Origin of the sequence: Bacillus multifaciens (assembly GCF_030756675.1) — a bacterium.
Classification (GTDB): domain Bacteria; phylum Bacillota; class Bacilli; order Bacillales; family Bacillaceae_G; genus Bacillus_A; species Bacillus_A multifaciens.
Genome location: NZ_JAVBXD010000069.1, coordinates 1 through 11,797, shown reverse-complemented (window position 1 = coordinate 11,797; position 11,797 = coordinate 1). Strand labels below are relative to the sequence as shown.

Sequence of the window (11,797 nt, the reverse complement as noted above, 5' to 3'; positions counted from 1 at the left end):
TAAACGAGTAGGGTGTGCTCAAAGTTGAGCCAACTCACTTTGCTAAACACAGAGCATATTACAATACAAATTAAACCTAACTGCAAAAGAGCATAAGGAAACCAGATACCACTTTGCAGAAAAAGTGGTGAAATATGCTGTGCCTATTGGGTTTCTTAACATCCCTAAGTGATATCACTTTATGACCAAAAGTATGTGTTCTGTATGCGTTTATCGGTATTTTGTATATGTTCTGTATGTGCGTGTATGCGTTTTGTATACGCCGAAAAAACACTATTAAAATTTGAGCGCACTTCTTTTTAGGTGTCCAATTTGTCTAATACAGAAAATCTATTGAATGAAAAGAGTGGTGAAGTTTTTTGTTTTGTATTGATTTATGAAAAAGACGTTGTTTTCTCCACGTTTGACAATTTTGTAAAACGTGGTAATAGAGAAGTTTCACCTATGATTTCACTTTTATAGGTGTCTTATTATTGTCCATGATGGACAACGTCCTATGTTAAATATAGTGAGCTTTCATCCCAAATTGGGAGGTGAGTAATATTTCACTACCCTCATACAGTATGTGAAATTATAAAAAATAAGTAGCTAAACGCAAAATTGCGTTCTCTAAACCCGGTGGCTCAAACTCACTGGCTTACAATAAAAAAAGACTCCCCAAACTTGGGGAACCCTACTTCCAAAACTCATACCACTTTTTATCATTGCTCGCTGCAATCATCTTTTTAACTTCCTGGACTTCTCTTATTGTCTGCATAAGCATCTTGTCCCGTTCCTGGTGACGCGCTACATCTTCCTTTGCTGCTTCGCTATTATTCATCGCTATAAGCTTTTGGGATTCCTGTAACGTTTGCATAGCGCTTAGTAATTCCATTTCTCTTTGCGCGGATCGTTGGTCTTGCTCTGCTAATCTTTTTGTTAATTCCTGTAGCAATTCATTTTGTTTTTCAATAACTTCACTTTGTTCCTGGATCATTGATTGTAGCGCTGTAGCGTTAAAATCGGTATCTTCATGGCGTTCAATCTCATAGCTTTCTAATGGCAATACTTCAATGCCTTGATGCCATGCTACTACTTGTTTTGTGGCACTTTCTAATGTCATATCTGTGTCGCTCTTTAAGAGTATCAGCTTACGAAACACCATTACATCACTTTCCCTATACTTCCTATGACCACGATCATTTTTTAGGAAGGTATATCCCTCTTTTTCTAACACGTCTGCATACTTACGTAATGTTGATGATTGGATACCTAATTGCTCTGCTACATCGCCAGGACTATAAAACGTCTTCATAGCGTTTCACCTCATAAAAAATATTCGCTATAGCAATGATATATCCTTTTACTTAATAATTCCTATACCTTTTGAAAAAATTATTTTGTATCGTCGTCTTCAATTCTTAAATGCGTTAAATATTTTGACTGGATGATGTAACCCATGTTTTTGAAAACAAGAAATTCTTCCCTCATTAACGCATCTTCCAGAGTCTTTAAATATTCTTCTTTTGTCTGTGATATGGTAAGATGACCTACAATCTTTTCCCCATTAGATAGATAATATGTAATCTTATAATCGTATTGCGTATCCATTCAATCCACCTACTTTCAAAATGTATCAGTAGGATTCCCAAAAACAGCATAAAAAAAGACGTGGATCTCCACGCCTTAATTATTATTGAACCATTGTTTTAACGAATTTTCGTAAAATCGCAATCCAAGTCTTTATTAATAATTTCAATTAATGCTTCAGCTGCCATGTCCTTAGTGTAAAATTCATCTTCAAGTAAATAGAGTGCAATTAGGGATATATCATTGATTAATTCTGTTCTCTCCACAAGGTTTCTTAACTGATCTGTTTTTGTTAACATACAAATACATCCTTTCTTATTGGGACTATTTTTGTGAAAGAGTAGGTGTGCCAGCACCTACTTTTTTTGATTCGAATAACGCTTTTAATTTAATAATAGACACACTTAAAAATTAATCCATTCTTCAATCAAATCAGCTATTTTTTCCGCTTGTTCATACGAAAATCCCGCTTTATGAAAAAGAGAACGAACTATTTCATTATGATCACATTCATAATCGTACATTGTTCCTACATCATAGCGAATAAGATATGACCATTCTCTTCTTGGAATCGCTACTAATGAACTAGTTTCATCTATCTTTTCTACATATACATTCAAACTTCCATTTTCATTGGTTACATCATATTTTTTCAATATTAGTCACCTCTATTTCTTCATTCGATAAGTAGAAGGCTTTCTTCCACTTCCTCGCTCAATTTCCAAGTACCCTGCACTTTCAAGCGATTCAATAACTTCATGTACTCTATTCCTACTTGTTTCTAAAATGTCAGCTAAACGAGTAATAGTACTTTCTAAGTCGCCATTTTCTTCTAATATGTACAGGAAGTATTTTGCCTTCAACGAAAGACCATCTAACTTATATATCGGTATGGACAATTACTAAAACCACCTTTCTTTAATATTGTAGTTTTCCTTTGTTGTGAAAGGCTTATTAAGTTCCCTTATCACATATTTATCGTATCATATGATTACTACAACAGTCAAATAAAAAAATGGAAAGTTTATACCTGGTTCATTAAAATCAACCACCGAACGAAACGTTCACCCCTTTTGGGGACCGCTGGACAAAACGCCCACTCATAAAAAGGATGTCATTTCAACCGACACCCTTTTATCTCTTCATCCAATCTGGGATAGTTAGTTCGATATTCTCAATTCCTAAGGCGTCTATTAACTTCGCTCTTACTACATCCATCTTCTTCTTATACTTATGTGCTGACATACCTATTTCCAGGTAGTGCTGCCTATCAGATTTGTAGTGACCTTTATTCAGATAACGCTCATAGATCATCTCCCTTTCTTGCTTATTCAGAGAGTTAACAGCATCCACTATGAATTGGTAGAAAGAGTGCAATGATTCATCATCTCTAAGTTCATAGAACGCCACTAGACAGTATCTAAAATTCTCATGATAGGAAAGTATATGATTATCAAAAACTAGCTTATTTCGGCTTATACGTGGCTCTGTACCGTCCTGGAAGCGCACGATGTAAAAACAATACATGTGAAATATGTTTTTTAAAGTCTCCTTACTCATGAAAATCCCTCCTAACAAAACAAGCCGCCCTTAGGCGACTCGCTGCATTTCATTATTTGTTGTTGTAATGTTCTTCAAGGTCTTTATTAGGTGTTGTAAAAACTGATACATCATAGAAATTCTTATCATAACCACGTGGTGTGTAGATATTATGCTCTAAATCATAAGCAGAGCTGCTTGATGCCCTCTCAGCGGAATAAAGACGAGACGTAATCATTTCTGCTAACTTAACAAAGTTTTGTGTATAGTACACAGCTTGCGCGTAATGTTCCTTTAAAACCTTGTCGCGCCCTGCTTCATAACTTCCTTTAATGGATTCAGGTGTGTACATACTTTTGAAGATATGATTTAGATTGATTTTAGACAGTGTTTCTACCTTCATCTGCGCATTTAAGACTTGTTGATTAACAGACGCTACATTTACACCTGGATCTTTCCCCAGTGCCGTTAATTCTAACGCCTTTTCATATTTCTCTTTCGCGATTTCTAATTCTTCCATAGCATCCATATACGTTGTATGGATTGAACCATTAGCGCGCTTGAATTCCTCATATTCGTCTGTTAAATCCTTATACGATGGTGATGGCATTGCATCCAAGAAGGTTTCTTTTGTATATTCCGGAACAGGAAGAACTAATTCTTTATTCCCATCGAACGATACAACGATCTTGCCATCTTCTTCTTTGAAACTCATTGTTGTTGGATCTTCAACTGTTATAGTTGTCTTAATAACTGCCATATATATAAATCACTCCTAATTTGTTTTAATTAATTTTTAAATGATTCCATCCAATTCTCTTGTTCTTCTGTGAGTTCGGGATTTTTATTACCGAAGGCTACCGCCCATTGGTTTTTGTTTTGTTCTTGTTCTTCTTTTGTCAACTCGTCTTTCTTTTGACTCATCTAATGTCACTCCTCCCATGAAGATTGGTAAGCATGCTTCTGTGAACGCTGAATCACGTTTATCTATATGCGTTTTTCTGCTCACTAACGCTTCTTTACCTATTTGGTAATCCATTATGTCTTGTACAATAAAAACGCCTTTAAATTCCGTTCTAGACGTTGTCGCTATAGGTTGTTTATATACAGTCACTAATTCACTTAAAATAGCAGATACAGCACGCTTGTCTTTTATTCCACTACGTGCCATAATTTCTTTAGTTGTTATTGCGTTAGATCTTCCTAAAGGTAGTACGCTCAATACTACTTTGTGATTAAAAGGAAGGTCTTTTTCTATGTCTTTTTTCATATCAATACCCCATCTTTTGATGATGAATTTTATCCATAGTTGTAATTAATTCCACCTTCACATCAAACGCTAACTCATCATTTCGATTTATTAATTCATCGACAAATTTAATATCATCTTCAAAAATACTATCTTCTTTATGTCCTTCTTTCTCCCATTGCTCTAGCAATTCATCTCTACGCCCCATTAATTCAATACCTACTTTTTCTAAATGCTTCAGTAGTTCACTCTGCTGCTTCCCTTTGATAACAGTTTCCATACTTACTTCTGACATGCTTGTTCCTCCATTTCTTTGGCTTTCTTTTCCCAATATCTTTCCTGGTACTTCGCTACCTTATCTTTATTTCTCTTCCGCCACTCTTTTTGGTAATTTGACATTTTTTCTTTATTTTTTTCACGCCATTTTTTCATATACTCACGACGAGATATAATTGCTTGTTCTTCCATCATTAATCTCCTTTCTTAAACAAAAAACCCTACAACTCCCAATAGAAAAAATCTATTGAAAGCTATAGGGTTTCTAGAACCTCTGAATGTATATATGATCTATTTAAAACGATTTGTACGTTTACATTTTGGACACTTAATTTCTACTTCTCCTACACCATTGATTTTAGCGAGAAGTTTATTGCATTTACATCGCAATTCTGTCATTAATTCACCGCCAATCTGATATATGTAACAAAACGCTTTATACCGCGTTTTCTATAGGTTTATTATACCATAAAAATCGTTTTTTCACTAGTTTTTCTTTACTTTTTTTCACTTATTTTCTATCTAAAAAGGTACACCCTATTAAGACTTCTGGGATACCTGCTTATTATTTGTTTTGGAATGTCCTATTTACACGTCTAATAATTATGTTTATAATATAAAATAACAAAATAGATAAAAAGAGGTGTTTTTATGGCCATTTACGGATATGCACGTGTTTCTACACAAGAGCAAAATCTAGCACGTCAATTAAAGCAATTAAAAGAATATGGTTGTGAGTACATATTTGAAGAAAAAACAAGTGGAGCAACAACAGATCGACCAGAGCTACAACGAATGATGAAATCTTTACAGGAACATGATGTGATTGTCGTAACTGATTTAACACGAATTAGTAGAAGTACCCAGGATCTATTTAAGTTAATCGAAATGATCAAAGAAAAGAGTGCATCTATTAAATCTATTAAAGATGCGTGGTTAGATACAACGAGTGATAATCCATATAGTACGTTCCTTCTCACTGTTATGGCTGGGGTAAACCAACTAGAACGAGATTTGATTAAAATGCGTCAACGTGAAGGGATTGCGATAGCTAAAGAACAAGGGAAATACAATGGAAGACCTAAACAATTCAGTCATAAGAATGCAAAGGTTAAACATGCTATCGAATTATATGAACAAGGCGGAAAAACAGTAAATGAGATTTGTAAAATTACTGGTTTAACTAGAAGTACTTTTTACCTGAGATTAAAAGAATACCAAGACAAAAAATAAAGATATTGGGGTGGTAAAAATGCTTGATAAATTACAAATCGAAAAAGCTGAAGCCGAAAGCAGTTTTTTTACAGCAGTAAAACATTTAAAAAAGTTTCGAAAACACATTCTCCCTGTCTTTGAAAGAGATCTACAAAATGCAAATAACCGATTTAAAGACGAAATCTTAAAAGTTTTAAAAGAAGATGAAAGTCTAAAAAAAATAGTTGAAGAAGATGGCATGACAATAGAAGATTTCGCAATGAACTACAGACCTTTATACAGTGAAAATGAATCTGGTGCGTTTTCTTATTTTGTTCGTACTTTCATCGCAGAACGTTTTGAAGTTAACGGTATAATCGAAACTATAAAATCCATAGAAAATAAGAGATGGATTATTAAAAACAAAAAAGTAGGATTAATGGACCAAGAATTCTTAAAAAAGCACAAAAATATGTCACACGAAGAATTTCAAAAAGAAAGTGACGAATATAAGTTATTAGGAACTACTTATACAATTAAAAGTGATATATTTGCACTAAAAGAAACAGCACAACTTATACATAGAGTTATTGGTCTTTATCGTAAAAATAACACCATTTTTAAAGGTGATATCCAAAATGAAACTGATGTAAAGGTTTTGAAAAAGAATTCACCAGACTCAAAATTCTTTTTCATTACAAGATCTAACGAATTTAACGAAACATTTAAACACTCCTATATGAGCAAAAGAAATGCTTTAATCCCTGGTGATTGGGGTGTTATGCCTGAGATATCAGTAGGTAATAAAGGTACAGGTAAACTTAGTGTAAACTTATCTACCGCACAAATTTTTGTAGATAACGAACTTGAATTGATTAGAAAGAAAATGAACCCTTCGCAACTGAAAATAATTAATTTCATTGAAATGCAGGCTAATAAAGAAAAGAATATTTTTCTTAATTTAAATATAGATGATTTTTTCTGTTTGACAGAACAGAAAAGACGTCCCGAAGTTGTTAAATCATTTATAGAAAACGTGGAAATTATAAGTAAATTCACTATGAAAATTCCTACAAAATTCAATAACCAATATAGAACTATCGAAAGTAATTACTTGGATTTTAAAGGGATAATTTATACTGACAGTGATGAAGCAACTTTGTCTATCAGAAAAGGAAAGAAAATTGTAGGTGTGCGGGTAATTTTAGAAGAATGGTGCAAATACACCAATGAGAACCAGGTAAAATATATACCTAATGAATATTGGAAATTAAAAAAACAAAACGCTATCATTTTTTGCGATAAACTCACACAAATCATGAGGGTTTCTCAATTTGATAACAAACGAACGAAATGCGCGAAAACAAATAAACATCTCTATAAAGTTCCAGTTAAAACGCTAGTAAACATGATGGAGAGCGATTTTAAAACCGTTGAAAGTAAAGGGTATTCGTGGTTAGAAAAACAGCTACGTGAAGCGTTCGAAGAATTAGAAAGCCTTGGCTTCTCTTTTGATTTCAATGCCTACAATTTTGATAGCTTTGAAGAACTAATTTCTACAAACATTGAATTTACTAACGAAAGACTCACTCAGAGTTATATTGAATCTTTATAAACCATACATGGGGTGTAGACAAACCATACATGGGGTGTAGACAAACCATACATGGGGTGTAGAAAATGTATTTTAAAAGAAAAAGAGCTTGTCCCTACAGCCGCAATGGTTTGAGACTTCTAAAGGATAATCATAGTTCCGTAGATATATTTAGTTATATTAAGTAGGCAGCCACCTTTTAGGTGGTGGCGCCTTATTTGATAGAATGGTTTTGCGCCAATGTTTGGCGTACAGATCATGTAGAAATATAAAAAAGAACGAGGTGTAGCAGTGAAAGCAGATGTGTTAAAACAGAAGATTAGTATAGTGGATGTATTAGAAAGATATACAAACGCAACACTTCCTATCAAGGAAAATGGTAAATCTAAAAACATACCTTGTCCAATTCATGGAGGGAAAAACGAAAATTTTGCTGTTGATATTAATAAAAATATTGCAACATGCTTTAGTAAGTGTAGTGAAACATGGGACATTTTCTCTTTAACTATGAAAGTACACAATGTTGATTTTAAAGGGGCTGTCGAAATGTTAGAACGTGATTTCTTAGATGAGACAAAGGAAAAAGCGCCTGTAAGTGCTCCAACACCGACAGACGTTAAAAAAGAAAAAAAGAATTATAAACTTGTATACGATAGTTTAACACAAGACGATTATTTTATAAATCGCGGGTTATCTTTGGAAGTTATTGAAAAATATAAACTGGGTGTAGTTTCTGAAGCTACGACGGAATTGTTAAAAGATGAAATAAGAGAGTGCTTTTTTAATAGGTCGTTTATGATGACAAAGTTTTATAGAATTGTTTTACCAGTTAGTGATCGTTTCTTTATTGTTCGTTTTGATGAAAGTAGAACGATGGATGGTAAAATTGACGAAAAAAAGAATCCACGTTATAAAAACATTGGCAATGCAGAATTACTCAATCCACATTACATAAAAGATAACGAGATACAGTTTATCTTCGTTGTAGAGGGCTACTTTGATGCTCTTAGTATAGAAACGTTAGGTTATAAAGCAATCGCCTTAAATAGCACAAAAAACGCTTCTCAACTTATAAAAGAAATACAGCTTAATGAAGAAGAAGCTCGACAAAAACAATTCATTTTGTTAGCTGATAACGATAAGGCTGGAAAGAAACTAGAAAAAACGTTACAAAGTAGTTTTAAAAGAATGAATATGTCTCTTCATATAGGTTCTTTAGTAGATTATAAAGATATAAATGAGTATCTTGTATCTGATCGTGAAGGTGCAGCTGCATTTTTGGAGCAACAAATAGATAAATGCGTTAATGGAAATAGTGCTTTTAATATCCTTGTAGATTTCTTTGCTGAAATGAAGCCTATAGAACCAATCAAAATACATTTTCCTAAACTGAACGATGTATTAGGAGGATTACGTACAGGTTTGTATGTATTAGGAGCGATTTCTTCTTTAGGGAAAACAACCTTTGTACAAGAAGTAGTAGACAAAGTAGCTGAACAAGATGAACATGTACTATTCTTCTCTCTTGAAATGGGCCGAAAAGAATTGGTTGCTAAATCTTTAGTAAGAACAATGGGAGAATTAAAGGTAGAAAAAAAGGTTAACGGTGAAATAACGTATACACGTGATTTATTGAGTGGAAAGATTAAAAATCAAAACATCCTTACATTAGCTATTGGAGAGTATGAGAAAACAGCTAAAAACCTGTTCATTCATGAGGGTATGTTTGATATTGATGTATATACGATTCGCCAGGAGATAGAAAAACATATTCGTTTACACAATAAAAAGCCTGTTATTGTTGTAGATTATTTACAGATCTTGCAGCCAGTAAATGATAGAATGACTGAAAAACAAACTGTAGATAAGAATATTACAGAGTTAAAGAGAATTACTCGTGATTTTGAAGTTCCTTTAATTGCTGTATCTTCTTTTAACAGAGGAAACTACAACTCAGAAGCTTCTTTTTCAGCTTTTAAGGAGTCTGGGGCAATCGAATATAGTAGTGACGTTGTATTGGCCTTAGAATTAGAAAAGGTTAAGGATACACAAGATTCTACAGAACTAAATAAAGCGAAATCTGAAAAGATACGTAAAATAAATTTAAAAGTATTAAAAAACCGATTTGGCAAAGCTTTCGAAGAGATCCAGTATGATTACATTACAGAAATGAATAAATTCAAAGAGAAGTAAAGAGAGGTTTAATACCTCTTTTTTATTTATATTCTTTATATACTTTTTAAACGACCTTTTTGGACATCGTGAACACTTGATACTACGTTTGTCCAAGAACGTCTGAATAGGGTAGACTCTATTTAGATGTTATGTATTTTACACTTTGCATTAATGAAAGTTGATATAATGAAAATATAAAAATAGTTAGGGATGCAGGAGGAAGTTATGAATTCAGTTAAAAGAAAAGAATATAAAGATATGATAAAGAGAAGAGCAGATCGCACCAGAGTGTGTGATGGCAAAATGACACTATCGGAACCCAAAGTGGTTTTAGATACATTAGATATTTTAAAGGATTTTGATGGTTATGTAAGACAAGTTAAATTATATGATGCTATAAATATCTTATTAGGGTTAGATTTATATGTTAATGACAAGATTGCTAGTCTTGGAAGAACTAAACCTGGTAAAGCCCAAAATAATTTTGGACGAGAAAAAGGGAAAATTGTTACAGTTGAACTATTTGGTCATTTTGATACAGAATTAACTTATGAACATCCAGCAATTATTCTTGCAGGGGGATGGGGATGGGCTATTGTGGCGCCGATATCTTCTCCTCGTTATGGAGATTCAGTAGATACTCATATAGATTTAGAACCTCCTTTAATGTCTAATAAATGTGCTATTATGTTAGAAAATTTAAGATTTGTTTCTGAAAAAAGAATTATAAATAAATATAAAAAGTTAACGAAATATACTCAAACATCAGATGATCCCGATTATGGGAAAAAGAAACTTGCTGAAATTGATGAAAAGTTGGCGCAGTTACTATTACCTTATACGTATAAGGGATATCAAAAAAAAGAAGCTGATTTAATAAAAACGCAGCAAGATTTAGAGGAATCTTTGAAAGAGAATGACAAAAAAGATCAAAAAATTAAAGAAAAAGAAGAACGTATTCAAGAATTAGAGGATATTATTCGTAAGTTAGAGAGCGAAAAAGAAATCACTGTTTAAGATAAAAAAAAGAGTGATTCTAACCATTATAAGTTAGAAAATCAACAGTTTTATGTTGATTTTCATCAACATAATGATGTATATTAGAGACAAGAAGAATACATATTATCTCAGGCCATTTTGAGCCAGCGTTATTAATACGCATTTTGAACTAAGGCTATAAGTTATCATTTTAAACTTATAAGCCAAAAACCCACTATCTGCAGATGGTGGGTTTTTTATTTGTTAGATAGTGAGTTAAGTTCGTTTGTTTTGTTAAAAAAGAGTCCTATTATGGAACATTTTATAGGATACTCACTTAACGAGTTCCCTATTTGAGTTGTTTGTTTGTTTTGTAGAATGCTTACTAATAGTTAGCAGTGTTTGTTTTGTAAATATCTAAACGGAATACCGTTCCTATTAGCTCTATTCACGCCAAAATTTGGTGTTGAGTTGTGTTTGTTTTGCAAGTTCTAATGTAGTACTACATTAAAAAAGGTCTGTATAGTATGCAGTGCATCACCAAAAAGGGGTGCAGTACTACAATGAGTACTACATAAAAAGGGTGCATTGTGTGTGCATTAAAGTAATGTAGTATTTGAGTTTGTTTTGCAAAGGTAACGCTCCCTTTGGTAACGGTAACGTTACTTTTAAAAAACGTTCCGTATTTTCCGATTCTGAAAAAAGTACTCCGTAAAATGATCAGTACTCCGTAAGTACTCCATTGAGATCAGAGTAGTATCAATACTTTGAGATACACGAATAGTATTCGTGTTTGTTTTGTTCATCATCAAAAAAGAGTATTCGTGTTTGAGTTTGTTTTTAAATAACAGGAACGCTCCTTATCATTTCTTATCCTCATTACCGGTTGTGAAGAATCTTTTTCCTAACTTTATGAGAAAGTCCGTCTTGGTATGGGGCGTCATATTGTGACACACCCTTGTGATCTGTTAGGTAGTATTGAAGTGAACGCAATTTTCCGTTGACCTTCATAGTGTGAAAATCAATCAAATTATGGATGTATCACTGCTATAGCGGTTACTATTTTTTTAGTAAACGATTAGGGTGTGCTCAAAGTTGAGCCAACTCACTTTGCTAAACACAGAGCATATTACAATACAAATTAAACCTAACTGCAAAAGAGCATAAGGAAACCAGATACCACTTTGCAGAAAAAGTGGTGAAATAGGCACAGCATATTTCAC

At 33.2% G+C, this 11,797-nt stretch carries 15 protein-coding genes; 4 read left to right on the top strand and 11 right to left on the bottom strand.

Annotation, left to right across the window (positions count from 1 at the left end):
• Positions 1-673 precede the first annotated feature (673 nt).
• From Q9306_RS23795 to Q9306_RS24755, 11 genes are all read right to left on the bottom strand, one after another.
• Positions 674-1,294: a DUF3967 domain-containing protein gene (locus Q9306_RS23795; RefSeq protein ID WP_306203003.1), complete on the bottom strand. Its 621-nt coding sequence runs from the start codon at positions 1,292-1,294 to the stop codon at positions 674-676.
• An 80-nt stretch (positions 1,295-1,374) separates the two neighbouring features.
• Positions 1,375-1,590: a hypothetical protein gene (locus Q9306_RS23790; RefSeq protein WP_306203001.1), complete on the bottom strand. Its 216-nt coding sequence runs from the start codon at positions 1,588-1,590 to the stop codon at positions 1,375-1,377.
• Between the two features lie 98 nt (positions 1,591-1,688).
• Positions 1,689-1,868 (bottom strand): hypothetical protein, encoded by a 180-nt coding sequence (locus Q9306_RS23785; protein WP_306203000.1) that lies wholly within the window; start codon positions 1,866-1,868, stop codon positions 1,689-1,691.
• 105 nt (positions 1,869-1,973) lie between these two features.
• Entirely contained in the window at positions 1,974-2,225 is a 252-nt protein-coding gene (locus Q9306_RS23780; RefSeq protein WP_306202999.1) for a YueH family protein, read from the bottom strand.
• 12 nt (positions 2,226-2,237) lie between these two features.
• On the bottom strand, positions 2,238-2,468 hold the full coding sequence (locus Q9306_RS23775; protein ID WP_306202997.1) for a helix-turn-helix domain-containing protein: 231 nt from the start codon (positions 2,466-2,468) through the stop codon (positions 2,238-2,240).
• Positions 2,469-2,703: 235 nt separating this feature from the next.
• On the bottom strand, positions 2,704-3,129 hold the full coding sequence (locus Q9306_RS23770; RefSeq protein WP_306202995.1) for a hypothetical protein: 426 nt from the start codon (positions 3,127-3,129) through the stop codon (positions 2,704-2,706).
• 52 nt (positions 3,130-3,181) lie between these two features.
• Entirely contained in the window at positions 3,182-3,868 is a 687-nt protein-coding gene (locus Q9306_RS23765; RefSeq protein WP_306202993.1) for a hypothetical protein, read from the bottom strand.
• 87 nt (positions 3,869-3,955) lie between these two features.
• Complete coding sequence (locus Q9306_RS23760; protein ID WP_306202991.1) at positions 3,956-4,378, bottom strand: hypothetical protein; 423 nt, start codon at positions 4,376-4,378, stop codon at positions 3,956-3,958.
• Position 4,379: 1 nt separating this feature from the next.
• On the bottom strand, positions 4,380-4,652 hold the full coding sequence (locus Q9306_RS23755; RefSeq protein WP_306202989.1) for a hypothetical protein: 273 nt from the start codon (positions 4,650-4,652) through the stop codon (positions 4,380-4,382).
• On the bottom strand, positions 4,640-4,825 hold the full coding sequence (locus Q9306_RS23750) for a hypothetical protein (protein ID WP_306202987.1): 186 nt from the start codon (positions 4,823-4,825) through the stop codon (positions 4,640-4,642). The genes Q9306_RS23755 and Q9306_RS23750 overlap by 13 nt, the downstream gene beginning before the upstream one ends.
• Positions 4,826-4,924: 99 nt before the next feature.
• The gene (locus tag Q9306_RS24755) at positions 4,925-5,032 is read right to left on the bottom strand and encodes a Com family DNA-binding transcriptional regulator (RefSeq protein ID WP_098160084.1); all 108 of its coding nucleotides are present in this window, start codon (positions 5,030-5,032) and stop codon (positions 4,925-4,927) included.
• Between the two features lie 252 nt (positions 5,033-5,284).
• Here Q9306_RS24755 and Q9306_RS23745 point away from each other — a divergent pair, with 252 nt between their 5' ends.
• The 4 genes from Q9306_RS23745 (at position 5,285) to Q9306_RS23730 (ending at position 10,613) form a co-directional block, all read left to right on the top strand.
• On the top strand, positions 5,285-5,866 hold the full coding sequence (locus Q9306_RS23745; protein WP_306202985.1) for a recombinase family protein: 582 nt from the start codon (positions 5,285-5,287) through the stop codon (positions 5,864-5,866).
• Positions 5,867-5,885: 19 nt separating this feature from the next.
• Entirely contained in the window at positions 5,886-7,442 is a 1,557-nt protein-coding gene (locus tag Q9306_RS23740) for a hypothetical protein (protein ID WP_306202983.1), read from the top strand.
• Positions 7,443-7,712: 270 nt separating this feature from the next.
• The gene (locus Q9306_RS23735; protein WP_306202981.1) at positions 7,713-9,614 is read left to right on the top strand and encodes a DnaB-like helicase C-terminal domain-containing protein; all 1,902 of its coding nucleotides are present in this window, start codon (positions 7,713-7,715) and stop codon (positions 9,612-9,614) included.
• Positions 9,615-9,821: 207 nt separating this feature from the next.
• Positions 9,822-10,613: a type II toxin-antitoxin system PemK/MazF family toxin gene (locus Q9306_RS23730; RefSeq protein ID WP_306202979.1), complete on the top strand. Its 792-nt coding sequence runs from the start codon at positions 9,822-9,824 to the stop codon at positions 10,611-10,613.
• The last annotated feature ends 1,184 nt before the right edge of the window (positions 10,614-11,797 follow it).

Excerpts from the sequence above, each read along its gene's own strand:
- Q9306_RS23795 (WP_306203003.1), bottom strand. The coding sequence starts at position 1,294 with ATGAAGACGTTTTATAGTCCTGGCGATGTAGCAGAGCAATTAGGTATC.
- Q9306_RS23790 (WP_306203001.1), bottom strand. The coding sequence starts at position 1,590 with ATGGATACGCAATACGATTATAAGATTACATATTATCTATCTAATGGG.
- Q9306_RS23785 (WP_306203000.1), bottom strand. The coding sequence starts at position 1,868 with ATGTTAACAAAAACAGATCAGTTAAGAAACCTTGTGGAGAGAACAGAA.
- Q9306_RS23770 (WP_306202995.1), bottom strand. The coding sequence starts at position 3,129 with ATGAGTAAGGAGACTTTAAAAAACATATTTCACATGTATTGTTTTTAC.
- Q9306_RS23765 (WP_306202993.1), bottom strand. The coding sequence starts at position 3,868 with ATGGCAGTTATTAAGACAACTATAACAGTTGAAGATCCAACAACAATG.
- Q9306_RS23760 (WP_306202991.1), bottom strand. The coding sequence starts at position 4,378 with ATGAAAAAAGACATAGAAAAAGACCTTCCTTTTAATCACAAAGTAGTA.
- Q9306_RS23755 (WP_306202989.1), bottom strand. The coding sequence starts at position 4,652 with ATGTCAGAAGTAAGTATGGAAACTGTTATCAAAGGGAAGCAGCAGAGT.
- Q9306_RS23750 (WP_306202987.1), bottom strand. The coding sequence starts at position 4,825 with ATGGAAGAACAAGCAATTATATCTCGTCGTGAGTATATGAAAAAATGG.
- Q9306_RS24755 (WP_098160084.1), bottom strand. The coding sequence starts at position 5,032 with ATGACAGAATTGCGATGTAAATGCAATAAACTTCTCGCTAAAATCAAT.
- Q9306_RS23745 (WP_306202985.1), top strand. The coding sequence starts at position 5,285 with ATGGCCATTTACGGATATGCACGTGTTTCTACACAAGAGCAAAATCTA.
- Q9306_RS23740 (WP_306202983.1), top strand. The coding sequence starts at position 5,886 with ATGCTTGATAAATTACAAATCGAAAAAGCTGAAGCCGAAAGCAGTTTT.
- Q9306_RS23730 (WP_306202979.1), top strand. The coding sequence starts at position 9,822 with ATGAATTCAGTTAAAAGAAAAGAATATAAAGATATGATAAAGAGAAGA.